The organism is Streptomyces sp. NBC_01689, from assembly GCF_036250675.1.
Lineage (GTDB): Bacteria > Actinomycetota > Actinomycetes > Streptomycetales > Streptomycetaceae > Streptomyces.
Genome location: NZ_CP109592.1, coordinates 5,622,217 through 5,636,664, shown reverse-complemented (window position 1 = coordinate 5,636,664; position 14,448 = coordinate 5,622,217). Strand labels below are relative to the sequence as shown.

Sequence of the window (14,448 nt, the reverse complement as noted above, 5' to 3'; positions counted from 1 at the left end):
GGGACGGGGAGCGGGTCATGGGGTGGTGGCAGGTCAACGCCGACACTCTGGCCCGCAGCCGCTTCGTGCTCTCGCCGCTCGCCGAGACCTTCGCCAGCCTGAAGGTGCTGCAGTCGGGCCAGGCCGCGCACCCCGGGGAGCGGGCCTGGCTCGACGTCCATCTGTCCGCGTACCGCCGCCGGCTCGCCGAGGATCCCGTCACCGCGCTGCTCATCCGTTCCGGGCTGGGCCGGGAGTGGATCGCGGACTTCCTGACACCCGCGCCGCGTGGCGAGGCCGGTTTCGAGGAGGAGGTCGCACGGGTCAGGGCGGTGCCGGCCGCGGACGCCCGCGCCCATCTCGCCATGTCCCTGCGCGGGCCGCTCCCGGCCGCCCTGCACCGCGACGACCTTCCGGAACGGGCCGCCGATCTCCTCACCGACGTCTGGGCCGAGACCGTACGCCCCTACTGGGCGCGGCGTCGGCGCGTCCTGGAGGCCGACGTCGTCGCCCGCAGCGCGCAGCTCAGCCAGGGCGGCTGGGCGACCGCGCTGGACACGCTGCGGCCCGGGATGCGCTGGCTCGGCGACAACCGGCTGCAGGTCAACGCGCACGAGTACCCGCCGCGCGAGATCTCGGGTGCCGAGCTGTACTTCGTACCGGTCACACCGCAGACCCACGGATGGGTGTCGTGGGAGGAGCCGCACCGGTACGCGGTGGTCTACCCGTGCGCCGGGGCGCTCGCCCACGCCGGGCCCGATGCCGTGCCGGAGAGCCTGGGCGCGCTGCTCGGTCCCGCGCGCGCCGGGGTCCTCGTCCTCCTCGGCTCTCCCCTCAGCACGACCCAGCTGGTGGCGCTGACCGGGCAGGGGCTGGGCTCGGTCGGCCGGCATCTGAAGGTGCTGCTGGACGCCCGGCTGATCCAGCGGCGGCGTGCCGGGCGGTCGGTCCTGTACTCCCGTACGGCCGCCGGCGAGGTGCTCGTGAAGGCTCAGAGCGGCTGAGGCGGGCGGGCGCACCGGGCCGTACCGGGCGGAGTTAGCATCCGTCCATGACTACTGACAACTCTGTGTTCGACGTCCGGATGGATTCCCTGCAGGGCGGCTCCGCGGATCTGGAGCAGTACCGCGGCAAGACCGTGCTCATCGTGAACGTGGCCTCCAAGTGCGGGCTGACCCCGCAGTACGCGGGTCTCGAGCGGCTGCACGAGCGGTACGCCGACCAGGGCTTCACCGTGCTCGGTGTGCCCTGCAACCAGTTCATGGGGCAGGAGCCCGGTACCTCGGAGGAGATCGCCGAGTTCTGCTCCGCGACCTACGGGGTGACCTTCCCGATGACCGAGAAGGTCGAGGTGAACGGGGACGCGCGGCACGAGCTGTACCAGCGGCTGGTGGACACCGCCGACGGTGAGGGCCACACCGGTGACATCCGCTGGAACTTCGAGAAGTTCCTGATCGGGCCGGGCGGCGATGTGGTGGCGCGGTTCTCGCCGCAGGTCGAGCCGGAGTCGGTGGAGGTCGTGGCGGCGGTGGAGAAGGCGCTCGCGTAGGTCGCGCCCGGGTACGCCGCCCTCGCGCCGGGTGGGGCTCCGCACGGACACGCCGGGGACGGGGGCGGCCGCGGGCCGGGCCCGCTGCGGGCGGGCGCGGGGCCGTGGTCGTGGCCTTCGGCCCGTAGAAGGTTTGACCTTGCCCCTGGGGCAGGGGCCAGCGTTCCTCGTCACCGGGCGGACCTCGTCCGGTGACGGAGGATGGGCCCGTGCATCAGGATCTGCTCACCATCGGCGCTTTCGCCGCCCGCGCGCGGCTCTCGCCGAAGGCACTTCGGTTGTACGACCGCCTCGGACTGCTCGCCCCGGCCCACGTCGACGAGGTCAGCGGCTACCGCTACTACCGCGCCGACCAGGTCGAACGCGCCCGCACGGTCGCGCTCCTGCGCCGCCTCGACATGCCGCTCGCGCGGATCGCCGAGGTGGTGGAGGCCGGGGGCGCGGTCGGTGCCGCGCGGCTCGACGCCTACTGGGCCGAGGCCGAGACGCGGTTCGCCTCGCAGCGGACGCTGGCCGAGTACCTCCGTGGACGTCTGTCGGGAAGGAGTTCCGAGATGTACGGGAAGTTCGTGGTCGAGACCGTGGACGTGCCGGAGCGGGTGGTGCTGACGGAGCGGCGGCACACGCTGGCCGATGAGCTGCCGGTGTGGATCCCCGCCTCCCTCGGGCGGCTGGAGGAGGGGGCGCGGGAGTGCGGGGGGACCGCCGGTGCGCCCTTCGTCGTCTACTACGCCGAGGTCAGCATGGAGAGTGACGGACCCGCCGAGTCGTGTGTGCCCGTCGCCGACGAGGAGGCGGCGCGGAGCTGGGCCGAGCGGTGCGGGCGGGGGTCGGGGGTCGGCGTGCGGGTGGAGCCGGCGCGGCGGTTGGCGTACACGCGGATCGCCAAGGCGCAGGTGGCTCATCCGCAGATCGTCGCGGCGTTCGAGGCGGTGGAGGTGTGGGTGCGGGAGCGGGGGCTCGTGGTCGACGGGCCCTGCCGTGAGGTGTACTTCGCGGACTGGGACGCGGCGGGGCCGGAGGACGCGGTGTGCGATGTGGCGTTTCCGGTGACGTGACCTCCGGGGGGTGCGGGGGTGTTCGTCCGCCCCCGCCGCCCCTACCCGACCCATCCCGTACCTGGGGGCTCCGCCCCCGGATCCCCGCCTTCGCCCGAAGGGCTCGTCCTCAAGCGCCGGACGGGCTGACATACCCAGCCCGTCCGGCGCTTGAGGGCGAGGCCGTCCAGGCCGACACGGGGGTCTGGGTGCGGAGCCCCCAGGGGTCAGCGGAGTTCCTCGGGGCACGGGGTGCCCCGGGGCAGCTGGTAAGGCGCCGCCAGGCGATACGTTCCGGGCCCCGGTGCCAGCAGCTCCGTCCATTTGTCGCCGGAGGCGTTCTCCTGGGTCTCCATCAGGCAGCCGTTGAGGTTGTCGTACGTCTTCGGGGTGCCGTCGGCCCGGTGCTTGGACTTCTCCGTCTCCTGGGGCGGCTTCACGCTCTTGCCGTCGGCGTCGACGAGGCCCAGCCACGGTGAGTAGGGAACGCGGATGAGGACTCGGCCGGCCTTCTTCACCTCGATGGTCAGCTCGCCCTGCTCGGCACGGTCGACGACGGCCGGCGGGTCGGCGAGCTGCGTCGGATCGGTCACCGCGAAGAGCTGCCAGTTCGCGTCGCCCCAGATCTGCCGGAGATAGGGCATGCCGCGCTGGACCAGCTGCCGTTCGCGTTCACCGCCGTTGCCGTCCGGCTCCCCCTTGGGCAGCACCACGTAGTGGACGGCCCAGCGCTGGAGCCAGTCGTGGTAGTTCGCGGAGTTGAGGGTGTCGTCGTAGAAGAGCGGGTTGCGCTCCATGTCCGCCTGCCGGTTCCAGCCGCGGGCGAGGTTCACGTACGGCGCGAGGGCGGACGCCTCCCGGTGCGAGCGGGCCGGTACGACCTCGACGCGGCCCTTCTCGGCGCCGACCACCTGCAGCTGGTTCACCAGGGGCGCGAGCTCCCGCGCCCAGGACGCCGCCGGTGTCGTGTGCACGATGTCGTCGACGGACTTGAACCCGATCCACCCGGTGAAACCGGCGATGGCGACGACGGTCACGTACCACTTGCGGGTCTTCGGCACCGTGAAGGGAAGGGCGGCGAGCAGCACCACTCCCGCGAACAGCATCGCCAGCCGGGTGATGTTGGAGCCGATCTGCGAGTTGATCAGCCAGACGAGGAGGACGCCGAGGCCGTACACCGCCGACGTGATCCGTACCGTCTTCCACTCCTTGGGCACGAGCGCGAAGACCAGCACGGAGTAGACCAGCGGCAGCGAGGCCGAGCCCAGGGACATCGGCTGGGTCCCGGAGAAGGGGAACAGCCAGGCCGACGCGGCGACGACGAGGGTCGGCGCGATCCCGAGCGCGTACGCCCCCGGGCGCCGCTTCTGGAGGAAGAGGGCTGCCGCGACCAGGCCGACGAACAGTCCGGCCACCGGCGACGCGGCGGTGGCGAGCGCGGCGAGCGGCGCCGCGCACAGGGCCTTCGCCCAGCGTTTGTGGCGCCAGCGGTAGGGCCAGCAGAACACGACGGCGGCCGCGGCGAGCGCGAACACCATGCCCAGGCCGTACGTGACACGGCCCGACGCCGCGTTGCACAGCAGGGCGAAGACTCCGGCGAGCGCGGGCCACAGCGGCTCACGCACCGCGCGGCTGCGGATCAGGATCATCGTCAGCAGCCCGGCGGAGAGCGTCCCCGCGATCATCATCGTGGTCCGGACGCCGAGCACGGACATCAGATACGGCGACACGACGCTGTACGACACCGGGTGCATGCCGCCGTACCAGGCGAGGTTGTACGCGGAGTCCGGGTGCCGTCCGACGAACTCGGCCCAGGCGTCCTGCGCCGCGAGGTCCCCGCCACTGTTCGCGAACGAGAAGAACCAGGCGAGGTGGAGCAGCCCGGCCAGCGCGGTGACGACGGCGACGGGGTGCCGGTGCACGAAGCCCCTCAGCCGGGCGGTACGCGTCGCCGACCCCTCGTCGGCGCCGCCCGACCGGTCCCGGCCGCTCGATCCGGACCGGCCGCTCGATGCCGGCCCGTCGTCCGATCCGTCGCGGTTGTCCGATCCGGGGCCGTCGCCCGATCCGTCGCGGCCTCTCGTTCCGCCGACGCCGTCCGGGACCTCAGGGCCGTTCGAGGCGCTCGGGCCGTCCGGGGTCCCGGTGTCGGGGGAGCATGCGGGGAGCCGTATTCGCGAGCCCGCCTCGGGGCCCGGATCGGCGTCGTCGGCGTGTGTCGGCTCCGCTGTCGCCACTGCAACGCACTCCTGTGTCCCGTTTCCTCGCGTTCGCCCCGGGACCCGCGACCCGCGACCAGCCCCGATCTCGCGACGCTAGCACGCACCCCGCCGGGGAGCGCCCGGACGGGGCGACCCCGACGGGGTGCGGCACGTTCGCGCGGTGCTCACCGCGCGTTCGCGTGGTGTTCCGGGGCGCTCGCGGCGTACGCCGTGACCAGCGCGCCCGGTGTGTCCGTTCGTCCGCGCACCGGTACGCCCACTCAGCCCACGCGGGTCAGCTTGGACGTGAAGCCCGGCTCGGCGAGATCCTTCTGCAGCGCGACGGGGATCTGGACGGCGCGGCTGGAACCGTCGCCGACCGTCAGTACGCCGACCGGATCGCCCGCCTTGCCCGTGTGCGGGACCGCCTTGTCGCCCGCACCGATGGACAGCTTCGTCTTCAGACCCGGCCAGCCGACCGCCGTCATGTTCTTGGTGGCGACGACCGGGGTCCGGCCGCCGAGCTGGTCGTCCACGTACCCGACGACGTCGCCCTTCTTCACCACCGTGGCGGAGGTCAGGCTCTTCTGGACCTTGTCGATCAGCTTCTGGCTGTTGGAGAGGGCGAGCTGGAGGCTGTCCCAGACCTTGCCGGTCCCGGCGTTCTGGCCGAGGACCGCGCCGTAGACCGTCTGCTGCTTGCCGTTGACCGTCTTGGTGGCGGCCCACACCAGGTTGCCGCCGGCGGGGGTCGACGAGCCGGTCTTCAGACCGATCACACCGACCTGCTTCACCAGCAGGTCGTTGTTGTTGTAGATCTTGGTGTCGAGGCCGGGGATCTGGGCGCTGGCCATCCCGACGATGCCGCGGAACACGTCGTTGCGCATGACCTCCCTGGCCAGCTTGAGCTGGTCGGTCGCGGTGCTCACCGTCGTCTTCTGCAGACCGCTCGGGTCCGTGTACGTCGAGTTCGTCATGCCGAGCTTCTTGGCGGCGGCGTTCATCTTCGCGACGAAGGACTTGCTGTCGGAGTCCCAACGGGCGAGCAGCCGCGCCGCGTTGTTGCCCGACGGGATCATCAGCATCTGGAGCATCTGGCGCTCCGTGAACTGCTGCCCCTTCGACATGGCGGCCGTCGACTCGTCCGGCAGTTTCGACTCGTCCTCGGCCTGCTGGTCGACGGTGATCTTCTCGCCTCCCTCGTTCCCCTTCAGCGGGTGCTCCTGGAGGATCACGTACGCGGTCATGATCTTGGCGACGCTCGCGATGGGGGCCGGCGTCTGCTTGCCGTCCGTGCCGAGGCTGCCGACGCCCTCGACCTCTATGGCCGACTGCCCGTGACCCGGCCAGGGCAGGTCGAGGGTGCCGCCCTCGAAGGTGTACGTGTCATCGGCGCTGAGCCCGAGAGCGGCGCTCGGCAGCGGACGTACGGCCTGCGCGATCGCGAAGATCACCGCGAGCAGCAGGACCAGCGGGGTCCAGATCTTCACGCGGCGCGCGAGGGTCCGTACCGGGGTCTGCGGAGGCGGCGGGGTGTTCGTCAGCTCGGCCAGCAGGTCCAGCGGCGGCTTCGGCGGAAGCGGCTGCTGGGTGGTGCGCTCGGGACCGACCTGGGGCAGCGCGGCGGTGGCGTCGGAGGGGGTCGCTCTCGGCTTCGCCGGCGCCCGTTCGTCCAGGGACCTGAGGGCGACGAATCTGCTGGTGCGCTCGGGATCGGCGGCGGCCTCGGACTTCGCCTCCGCCCCGGTCTTCTCCGCGGCGGTCTTCTCCGCGGCGGTCTTCTCCGCGGCGGCGGCCTTCGCCTTCGGGTCCGGCTTCGGCTCGGTCCCGGCCTTCGCGTCGGGCTTCGCGTCCGCCTTCGCGGCGGCGCCGGACTTCGGCTCGGGCTTCGCGTCGGACTTCGTTCCGGGCTTGTCCGTGACCGGCTTCGCGTCCGCCTTCGCGCCCGGCCTCACGTCGCCCAGCTTGAGCATGGTGGTGGGCTGGTCCACCGCCGGACGCCGCGGCGTCTTGAAGACGGCGGTGGGCTGGTCGACGAGCGGCTTCGGAGAGTCCTTCGGGCTCGGCTCCGCGTCGGTCTCCGCGGCGGGCTTCGCGTCCTCGACGACGTCGTCACCGGACCCGGAAGCCTCGTCCGAGTCCGAGTCCGAGTCCGAGTCCGAATCGGCGTCGGCGTCGGCGTCGTCAGCGGCGCCGGCGGACTTCGCCCCGGCCGCGGCCTTCGCCCCGTCGGCGGTCACCGGCACGGCGTCCGAGGGATCGGCCTCCTCGGCCGACTCGGAGTCGGAGTCCGCGTCGGAGTCCGCGTTCACATCCGTGTCCGCCTCGGCGCCGTCCGCCACCCCGCGATCGGCATCGGCAGCGGCTTCGCTCTCGGCCGCAGCGTCGACCTCACCGGCCTCCGTGTCGGCCGAGGTGCCAGCGTCGTCGGAGCCGTCGGGAGCATCGGAGCCGACCTCGGCATCGTTGTCGGCCGCGGATCCCTCGGCCGACGCTCCGTCAGCCGCGTCCGCGGCATCCCCGGCACCGGTGGCGTCCCCGCCGGCCCGGTCCCCGGTTCCGGTCACCCCGTCCGCGTCCTCGCCGGCCGTCCCCGAGTCCTCCGCGGCCGTCTCCGCGCCCTTCGCGGCCGAGACGGCCCCCTCCGTCTCCCCGGCGCCCACGTCCCCGCTCCCGCCCTTCTGCGGAACCTCGGACTCCTCCTCCGCGCCCGACACCCACGCGGCCACCACGGCCCGCAACCGGGCGTCCCCGCCGGAACCCTTCTCGCCGGACCCGCCGGCGGCCTTCTCCCCGGACCCGCCGGCGGCCTTCTCCCCGGACCCGCCCGCGGTCCGCTCTCCGGAACCGCCGGAGACCTTCTCGCCGGCCCCCGCGGAAACCTTCTCCCCGGATCCGGCGGAACCTTCCGCCAGGGCCCGCGTCGAGAACACCGCCGTCGCCTGGTCCACCCGTACCGTGGCGGCCCGCTCACGGGCCACCGCCAGGCGGGGGTCCGCCGCGGCGGACCGGATCGGCCCCGGAACCGCGGCGGGGGTTCCCGACGTCGCTTCTGCCGACGACGCCGACGACTCGTGCTGCTTCGACCTGTCGGGGGACTCGCCCGCCACCGATGCCTCCTCCGTGCGCCACCCACCGGGCGCCCAACGAACCGTGAATCCCTTGACCCGCTGCCCGGACATCGCTGTCCGAACCATGTACCAGTGTCCTGTGTGCGGGCTTAACCCCAGCGGTAGACGAGAACGACATACCTGCTGGTTCCACTACGAACCGGTCACGCACTCTCGACAGACCATTGTGAGAGGGGTCACCCTGTCATTCATCCACGCGGGGAGGCATGGATGGGCAGGAGCCGCAGAACACTTCCGGAGGAGCTTCTGCTGCTGGCGTTGGACCCGACCACGGGTACCACCGCACAGCCGCAGTCGCTCGACCTCGGTCTGGCCGGAGCACAGCTAGTAGAGCTGGCGCTGGCCGGACGGATAGCCCCAGACGGGGATCGTATCGCCGTGGTGGCACCACGGCCGACTGGAGATCCGACACTCGACTGTGCGTTGGAACTGCTTCGCCGACGCGGAGCACCCGTACGCGCGGTCAACTGGATCGGCGGGCCCCGACTGGGACTTCGCCAGACCTACCTCTCGCATCTGGAGAGGTGCGGCATGGTCCATGCCGTGGCCGGCCAGATGTGCGGGGTGCTTCCGACGACTCGCTACCAAGCGACGGACACGGAGATCAGCCGGGAGATCAGGTCCCGGCTGGACAGCGCGATCCGCACCGGCGTACCGCCGGACCCGCGGACCGCGGCGCTCGCCGCGCTGGCCCATGCGGTCGGTCTCGGCAAGCACCTGTACCCGGGTAACGAGGGACGCTCGTCCCGCTCCCGGCTGCGGGACCTGATCAGACACGACCCCATGGGCGGCCTCGTCGCCCACGCGGTCATGGACGTTCAGAACGGTGCGGCCGCACAGCCGCGCCGCAGCCCGGCACCGGCAGGCCGTCCGGCCACCGCCGGAGTCAGGTCCGTACCGGAACCCGCCAGCGGTGTTCCGATGCAACCGCGCCACGGTTCCATGGCGCGCGCCGTGGTCCACTGAGCCGCAGTCCCACGGCACGCACCGGCGGACACCGTCGCACGCACCACCCGCAGTACCCAGCACCGCCGAGCACCACCCGCATCACCCAGCGCCGCACCGCAGTCCCCAGGATCCGGTTCGGGAGCCGCCGGCTCGCGCGGGGCGGCGGGCCGTACGTCCGGACGACGACACGGCTCCGCCGCCCCGCGCGGCCGCATTCGAACCCGGGACGCATATGCGCCCGGTAAGCGCCGCTGGAACGCGCGGGCGCGCGAGGGGCGCACCGGGACCCTCCGAATCCGCGAACTGGCCCGTACCCAGCGCATATCCGGTGTTTCCCAGCGGTAGAAAGCACCTTGGTGGCAATCTGCTCAACAGCAGATACGCAAAGTAGAGGCCCGCAGCCGGAGGTGCACGTCCCGTGGCGTCAAGTGTCAATCCCACCGTCCGGCGGCGCCGGCTGGGCCAGGAGCTGCGCCGGCTCCGCGAACTCAAGGGCATGACGGCCGAAGAGGTCGCCGAGCGTCTGCTGGTCTCGCAGTCGAAGATCAGCCGGCTGGAGAACGGGCGGCGCAGCATCAGCCAGCGCGACGTCCGCGACCTGTGCGGGGTCTACGAGGTCGAGGACCACCGGATCGTCGACTCGCTGATGCAGATGGCCAAGGACTCGCGCCAGCAGGGCTGGTGGCACTCCTTCGGTGACATCCCGTACAGCGTCTACATCGGTCTGGAGACCGACGCGGCGAGCCTGCGGGTGTACGACCCCCAGGTCGTCCCCGGCCTGCTCCAGACCCGCCCGTACGCGGAGGCGCTGATCGCGGGCGCGTTGCCCGAGACGGCACCCGCCGACATCGACAAGCGTGTCCAGGTACGTCTGCGACGGCAGGAACGCATCTCCGCCCCGGACAACCCGCTGCGGCTGTGGACCGTCCTCGACGAGTCCGCGCTGCGCCGGGTGGTCGGGAACCGCTCCCTCATGCGCGACCAGTTGGAGCATCTGGTGGAGCAGTCCCAGTTCCCGCACGTCACGGTGCAGGTGATCCCGTTCGACATGGGCGCGCACCCGGGCCTCAACGGCCAGTACGCGATCCTGGAGTTCCCCGACGCGGCGGACTCCAGCGTCGTCTACATCGAGGGTGTCACCAGCGACCTGTACCTGGAGAAGGCGAACGACGTCCAGAAGTACAGCGTGATGTACGAGCACCTGAGGGCGCAGGCGCTGAACGTCGAGCAGTCACGACAGCTCATCGCCGACATCGCCAAGGAGTACGCGCGTTGAGGCGTGTTCCCGCGCCGCGCACGCACCCCTGAAAGAGAAGTGGAGCAATGTACACCCTCGCTCCGCAAAGGCGGAAGACCTCACTGGAACATGCCACCCGGTCGAGTGAATAGTCGCTTCGCTCGCCGATGTTGGCGAGTAGCGTCGATCACGCCATCAAGCAACAACGTTGGCGTAAACCGCACCGCGAGTTCCCAGCGGATCCGCGGTGCGGTGACAGCAACTCGACGACTGGCTATCGGAGCAATCATGGCAATCCAGCAAGGCGCCACGGACACGTGGACCAAATCCTCGTACTCGACCGGCAACGGCGCATGTGTCGAGGTCAAGTCCCCGGTTCTCGCGGCGATGGCCGTTCGGGACTCCAAGGTCCCCGAGGGCCCCACGCTGGCGTTCCCCGCGAACTCGTGGAACGCCTTCGTGGCAGAGGTGAGCCGGGGGGCTTTCGACCTCGCCTGATGCATCGACATCTTCGCCGACATCCACAACTGCACCGACCAACCGCATACGCACCACAGACAGAGCCCTCTCGACTGGCCCGCCGTCCCGGCCGAGGGGGCTCGGCCCTTTCCCGGGGACTCCCCCGGTTCAGCGCAGCAGGTCCACGTACCGGTCCGTCCCCGGCACCGTGGGGATGAAGGGCGCCATCAACTCGACCCTGCCCAGGCCCTCTTCGGCCGCCTCTGTCCCGCGTCCGGCGAAGTGCGCGTCCCAGCACTCGCGCGGGTCGGTCTCCAGGAACCACAGCAGGGTCAGCCGGGTGCCGACGCCCTCGACCTGTTTCACGTACGTCATGCGGTCCCGGGGCAGCGGGGTGGGGCGGAAGACCGTGACCATCGCGGCCGGGGAGTGCGCGAGCCGGCGGGGCAGGTGCCGGGAGCGCAGCCACTCCAGCAACTCGGGCCGCCGCTCAGGGCTTTCGGCGTCGATCACCTCCAGGACCAGTCCGGCATAGGGGTGGTCGAGGGCATGGTGGTCGCGGGGACCGGCGGCACCGTCCCGGTACACCGTCGCCTCGTGGTCCTGGAAGGCCGTGAAGACGTGCGTCCGGTCCTGGTAGACCCGGCCGTCGCGGTTCAGCCGCCTGTTGATCCCGACGGTCCACTTCATGTGGTCGTCGTAGCGGCCCTCGGTGACCCAGTACGTCGAGAGGTAGCACCCGGCGGTGACGGGCTGGGCGATCGCCGACTTCTCGGGCAGGCGCAGGAGTTGGAGGTCGCGGGTGGCGACCCAGCGGCGGCCGGCGTACATCCACGGCATGGCCATCGCCCCGGCGTAGTAGTGGTCGTCCTCGTACCAGCGGTTGTACGCGTACTCGTGGCCCGGGTGCGGCTCGACCAAGGTGATCAGCGCGTGGCCCGGGCGGACTCCGTACGGGCCGAGGGCGGCCAGTTCCGCGTACACCTCGCTGCGGGTTTCCTCACTCACGTCGTTCCCCTTCCTTCCTCCGCCGGTCGCCCATACTCTGACGCTCCGTCAGACAAAGCGCCATAGCCGCGCACCCCGGGGCGAGCGGGCCGCCGGGCACTCCGGCCCGGGGACGGACCGGACCGTACGAGGGAGGGGGAGACCGCGATGACATTGCTCGCGGGCAGGACCGTGGTCGTTTCGGGCGTCGGCGCCGGACTCGGCCACCAGGTCGCGGCGGCCGTCGTGCGCGACGGGGGGAACGCGGTCCTCGGGGCGCGCACCGAGGCCAATCTCGCCAAGTCGGCCGCCGACCTCGACCCGGACGGCGCGCACACCGCGTACCGGGCCACGGACATCACGGACGAGGCGCAGTGCGAGGCGCTGGCCGCACTGGCCACGGAGCGGTTCGGGCGGATCGACGCGGTCGTCCATGTCGCGGCCTGGGACAGCTACTTCGGCGGCCTGGAGGACGCGGATTTCGCCACCTGGCGGTCGGTCATCGACGTGAACCTGCTGGGGACCCTGCGGATGACCCGGGCCTGCCTGCCCGCGCTGAAGGTGTGCGGCGGCTCGGTCGTCGTCATCGGGACGCAGTCGTCGGTGGCCGCCCCGTCACAGGTGCGACAGGCGGCGTACGCGGCCTCGAAGGGCGCGCTGACGAGCGCGATGTACTCCATGGCGCGGGAGCTCGGCCCGCACCGGATCAGGGTCAACACCGTGCTGCCCGGCTGGATGTGGGGGCCGCCGGTGGAGGCGTACGTCCAGTTCACCGCGTACACCGAGGGCGTGCCGGAGGCCGACGTCCTGGAGCGGCTCACCGGGCGGATGGCGCTGCCCGAGCTGGCCACCGACGGCGACGTCGCGGACGCCGCGGTGTTCCTGGCCTCGGACCGGGCCCGGGCGATCACGGGGCAGTCCCTGCTCGTGAACGCCGGCGAGATCATGCGGTAGCCGTGACCGTCCCGTCCTCCCTTCCAGGCCGCACGGGACCCGCATCCCGTACGCCCGTCGTCACCTAGGTCGTCCTGTCGATGTGCTGGCGAAGTGCCCGCTCATGGTGTGGTCCCCGTCACGGACACGACAACCGCCCGGGAGGTAAAGTAGAGGCAAAATCGTTCTGCTTTCTGATCTGCGTTCATATCCATGACCGCGAAGGGTCTTGACCGCTCCCTCCGAACGGCGGTTCAATCCCCCAAGTCCCCGCTCCCGCACGGGGGCTCCGCCCTCCCCGGACACTCGGCCCCGGCCGAGCGGGGGGACCCAGGCGTACTGGCGAAGTGCCGTCCGGTAACTGCAGGTTCACAAGGCGGACCCCTGGAGGGGGCACATGAACGGTCTCGACTGGGCCGTCCTGGTCGCGTACTTCGGCGTCATGACCGCGATCGGAGTCTGGTCCCACAAACGTGTGGACGACGTCAGCGACTTCTTCACCGCGGGCGGCAAGATGCCCTGGTGGCTGTCCGGCATCTCGCACCACATGTCGGGCTACAGCGCGGTGATGTTCACCGGGTACGCCGGTATCGCGTACACCTACGGCATCACGTCGTACGTCACCTGGGCCCTGCCCATCGCCATCGGCGTGCTGCTCGGCGCCCGGCTCTTCGCGCCCCGGCTGAACCGCCTGCGGTCCCGGCTGCACGTGGCCTCGCCGCTCGAATATCTCAAGGACCGCTACAACGTCTCGACCCAGCAGGCGCTCGCCTGGTCCGGCATCCTGCTGAAGATCGTGGACGTGGGCGCGAAGTGGGCGGCCATCGCCACCCTGCTGAGCGTCTTCACCGGGGTCACGCTGACCCAGGGCATCCTGATCACCGGCGGCATCACCGCCGTGTACTGCACGATCGGCGGGCTGTGGGCCGACGCGCTCACCGAACTCGGCCAGTTCGTCATCCAGTTGCTGGCCGGTCTGTCGATGCTGATCATCGCGTTGAACAAGATCTCCGATCAGGGCGGCCTGTCCAAGGCGCTGGACTCGCCGAAGCTGCACGGTCACGCGAACGGCTTCGCGGGCCCCTACCTGACCGTCTTCTTCATCGCGTACCTCTTCATCAAGCTCTTCGAGTACAACGGCGGCATGTGGAACCAGGCCCAGCGCTACATGGCGACGGGCAGCGCGAAGCAGGCCACGAAGTCGGCGTTCCTCTCGGCCGGCCTGTGGTTCGTCTGGCCGGTGATCCTCTTCATCCCGATGTGGCTGTCGCCGCTGCTCGTCACCGCGAAGAAGCCGGACGGCTCCGACGCGTACGGCCTGATGACCGAACAGCTGCTCCCGCACGGGCTGTTGGGCCTGGTCGTGGTGGGCTTCTTCTCCCACACGATGGCCATGTGCTCCTCGGACGCCAACGCCATCGCCGCCGTGTTCACCCGGGACGTCGCACCGGTCCTCTCGAAGGCCGCGCGGGCCTGGGACACCCGGGCCGGGCTGATCGCCGGACGCGTCACCACGGTGGCGTTCCTCGGTCTGTCGATGGCCGTCGCCACACAGGTCAACTCACCGACCTTCAAGGACATCATCACGGTGGTCATCAAGTGGGTGGCCGGCCTGATGGGTCCGATCGCGATCCCGTTCATCCTCGGACTGCTGCGGCCGTTCCGTAAGTCCGGACCGACGGCGGCCCTCACCAGCTGGGCCTGCGGTCTGCTCGCGTTCTTCTTCGGCAACTACCACCTGGACTTCTCCCAGCGCACGGACGTGAAACTGGAGTACCAGGTCTCCCTCCCGATGGTCATCTCCCTCGTCCTGTACATCCTCATCGGCCTGGTCAAGCCCGAGGACACACCGGAGCGGGACGCGATCATCGAGAAGATCAACACGGACGACGACGGCGACGGGGCGGCCGCCGCGGCGGTCCCGGCCCAGGCGGACGGAGCGTCGGCCAGCCCGTCGGGCGTCTGAGGACGACGGGCCGGGCCGCGG

General features: G+C 71.0%; 11 protein-coding genes. 8 read left to right on the top strand and 3 right to left on the bottom strand.

Going from position 1 to position 14,448, the window contains the following annotated elements; all coding sequences use genetic code 11:
- Positions 1–17: 17 nt before the first annotated feature.
- From OG776_RS24020 to OG776_RS24010, 3 genes are all read left to right on the top strand, one after another.
- A complete protein-coding gene (locus tag OG776_RS24020; RefSeq protein ID WP_148008888.1) occupies positions 18–983 on the top strand; it encodes an ArsR/SmtB family transcription factor in 966 nt (321 codons plus the stop codon).
- Between the two features lie 47 nt (positions 984–1,030).
- Positions 1,031–1,528, top strand: coding sequence for a glutathione peroxidase (locus OG776_RS24015; protein WP_148008889.1), 498 nt, complete (start codon positions 1,031–1,033; stop codon positions 1,526–1,528).
- 209 nt (positions 1,529–1,737) lie between these two features.
- Positions 1,738–2,586, top strand: a complete 849-nt coding sequence (locus OG776_RS24010; RefSeq protein WP_384962845.1) for a MerR family transcriptional regulator — start codon at positions 1,738–1,740, stop codon at positions 2,584–2,586.
- Positions 2,587–2,792: 206 nt separating this feature from the next.
- On the opposite strand, the gene OG776_RS24005 is transcribed toward OG776_RS24010, so the two are convergent.
- On the bottom strand, positions 2,793–4,802 hold the full coding sequence (locus OG776_RS24005; RefSeq protein WP_148008891.1) for an MFS transporter: 2,010 nt from the start codon (positions 4,800–4,802) through the stop codon (positions 2,793–2,795).
- A 245-nt stretch (positions 4,803–5,047) separates the two neighbouring features.
- Positions 5,048–7,876 carry a D-alanyl-D-alanine carboxypeptidase gene (locus OG776_RS24000; RefSeq protein WP_329326487.1) on the bottom strand — a complete coding sequence of 943 codons (2,829 nt, stop codon included), beginning with the start codon at positions 7,874–7,876 and terminating at the stop codon, positions 5,048–5,050.
- Between the two features lie 231 nt (positions 7,877–8,107).
- Here OG776_RS24000 and OG776_RS23995 point away from each other — a divergent pair, with 231 nt between their 5' ends.
- From OG776_RS23995 to OG776_RS23985, 3 genes are all read left to right on the top strand, one after another.
- A complete protein-coding gene (locus tag OG776_RS23995; RefSeq protein ID WP_148008905.1) occupies positions 8,108–8,863 on the top strand; it encodes a GOLPH3/VPS74 family protein in 756 nt (251 codons plus the stop codon).
- Between the two features lie 400 nt (positions 8,864–9,263).
- Positions 9,264–10,121, top strand: a complete 858-nt coding sequence (locus OG776_RS23990; protein WP_148008906.1) for a helix-turn-helix domain-containing protein — start codon at positions 9,264–9,266, stop codon at positions 10,119–10,121.
- A 249-nt stretch (positions 10,122–10,370) separates the two neighbouring features.
- Positions 10,371–10,580: a DUF397 domain-containing protein gene (locus OG776_RS23985; protein WP_148008907.1), complete on the top strand. Its 210-nt coding sequence runs from the start codon at positions 10,371–10,373 to the stop codon at positions 10,578–10,580.
- Between the two features lie 129 nt (positions 10,581–10,709).
- Here OG776_RS23985 and OG776_RS23980 read toward each other — a convergent pair whose 3' ends face one another.
- Positions 10,710–11,549: a hypothetical protein gene (locus OG776_RS23980; protein ID WP_148008908.1), complete on the bottom strand. Its 840-nt coding sequence runs from the start codon at positions 11,547–11,549 to the stop codon at positions 10,710–10,712.
- Positions 11,550–11,696: 147 nt separating this feature from the next.
- On the opposite strand from OG776_RS23980, the gene OG776_RS23975 reads away from it, so the two are divergent.
- Entirely contained in the window at positions 11,697–12,482 is a 786-nt protein-coding gene (locus OG776_RS23975; protein ID WP_329322514.1) for an SDR family oxidoreductase, read from the top strand.
- Positions 12,483–12,858: 376 nt separating this feature from the next.
- On the top strand, positions 12,859–14,427 hold the full coding sequence (locus OG776_RS23970) for a sodium:solute symporter family protein (RefSeq protein ID WP_329326486.1): 1,569 nt from the start codon (positions 12,859–12,861) through the stop codon (positions 14,425–14,427).
- Positions 14,428–14,448: the final 21 nt, after the last annotated feature.